The organism is Moorena sp. SIO3I6 (assembly GCF_010672095.1).
Genome location: NZ_JAAHHU010001010.1, coordinates 1 through 1797, shown reverse-complemented (window position 1 = coordinate 1797; position 1797 = coordinate 1). Strand labels below are relative to the sequence as shown.

The 1797-nt window shown below is 43.5% G+C and carries 2 protein-coding genes; both read left to right on the top strand.

Features of this window, described 5'->3' with window-relative positions:
• Positions 1–70: 70 nt before the first annotated feature.
• On the top strand, positions 71–574 hold the full coding sequence (locus tag F6K49_RS45510; RefSeq protein WP_293019199.1) for an IS607 family transposase: 504 nt from the start codon (positions 71–73) through the stop codon (positions 572–574).
• Positions 501–1757: a transposase gene (locus F6K49_RS45505; protein ID WP_364304069.1), complete on the top strand. Its 1257-nt coding sequence runs from the start codon at positions 501–503 to the stop codon at positions 1755–1757. The genes F6K49_RS45510 and F6K49_RS45505 overlap by 74 nt, the downstream gene beginning before the upstream one ends.
• Positions 1758–1797: the final 40 nt, after the last annotated feature.

Here is a 1797-nt window from a genome sequence, read left to right as displayed (position 1 = left end):
GGTTAGGGAACAGTTAGTAAAAATATTCCATCTGCTACCAAATCCTTCAATGATGTGGTAAGATAGAGACATGGCATTAGTACCACTCCCTAAGGCGGTCGAACTTACCGGACTCTCCAAAAATACTCTCAGAAAGTACGCAGATAATGGCACCATCCAATCCGAAAGGACACCAAGCGGAAACAGGCTCTTTGATACGCAAAGCCTGCTCAGTCTTGGGAAGCGGCAATCAAAACAGCCAGCCACTATCTGCTACTGCCGAGTCAGTAGTACAAAGCAAAGAGACGACCTCGCTAGACAAGTTGCCTATATGCACTCCCTCTTCCCCAGCGCCGAAATCATCAAAGATATCGGCTCAGGTCTCAACTACAAAAGAAAAGGGCTTAGAGCCATACTGGAACGGCTTATGCAAGGAGACCAGCTCACAATTGTTGTTGCCTGTAGAGACAGACTCACCCGATTCGGGTTTGAACTCTTTGAGTACTTGGTCAGTATCAACGGTGGAAAACTCTTGGTTCTCGACAACCCTGAAAGTTGCCCCTCCTCAGAGCTTACCGCCGATCGCGAAGGGTGACCAAAGGTCAATCTTCTCTCAATCATTCACGTCTTCTCTTGTAGAGTCCACGGACTCAGAAAGTACGGGACAAAAATCAAAGAAGATCCGACTGTTCCTAAACGCTGACCAACGCTTAACTATTAGAAGGTGGTTTGGAGTTTCCCGTTATGTGTTCAACAAAACCGTCAAAATCCTTGAAAATGGCGAAATTAAAGCAAATTGGAAAGCCATTAAGACTGGTATCCTGAACGATCTTCCTGAATGGTGCTTGGCAGTACCTTATCAAATCAAATCTATAGCGATAAAGGATGCCTGTACCGCTGTCAGAGAGGCCAAGAAAAAATACAAAAAATTGGGACAAATTAATCGGGTTAGATTCCGTTCTAGGAAAAATCCTGTTCAGTCTTGCTACATTCCTAAATCGGCTGTTTCTGTAAAAGGAATTTACCACACAAAGTTAGGTGCATTGACCTTTGCTGAGACACTTCCTGGCAACATTTGTGATTGTAGATTGACTAGCACTAACGGGAACTATTACCTAGTAGTCCCTTACAAAACAGCCCACATTAAAACCGAAAACCAAGGTAGGGTTGTAGCGTTAGACCCTGGTGTTAGAACTTTTTTGACATTTTTTAGCCAGACTTCCGTTGGCAAAATAGGACATGGTGACTTTTCTGGGATTCAGCGTCTATGTCAACACTTAGATAATCTGATTTCAAAGATCAGTAAGGCTAAGGGAAAACAAAAATACCGAATGAGAAAAGCCGCCAGAAGGATGGTGCTCAGAATTCAGAGCCTAGTAAATGAACTACATCACAAGGCGGCTAGATTCCTGGTTGACAACTTTGATGTAATATTGCTCCCTACCTTTGAGACGTCTCAGATGTCCAAGAAGCGCAACCGAAAACTTAGATCTAAAACGGTTCGCAATATGCTTTCTTTTGCCCATTATCGGTTCAAAGAGTTTCTCAAACAAAAAGTATCTGAGACCGGAAAGATTGTTGTTGATGTCTGCGAAGCTTATACCAGCAAAACGGTTAGTTGGACGGGCGAGATAGTTAACATTGGCGGCAGCAAGACTATTAAGTCGAAAATTGATGGTCAAGTAATGGATCGTGACATCAATGGCGCTCGTGGGATATTCCTGAGAGCTTTGGTAGATACACCCTGGCTGAAAAATCAGCTTGCATTGGCGGGCTAAAGTATACTTTGGTAGATTTTGGTAGCTAAAAAGTATCGGT

Coding starts and splice junctions, on each gene's coding strand:
- F6K49_RS45510 (WP_293019199.1), top strand. CDS start 71: ATGGCATTAGTACCACTCCCTAAGGCGGTCGAACTTACCGGACTCTCC.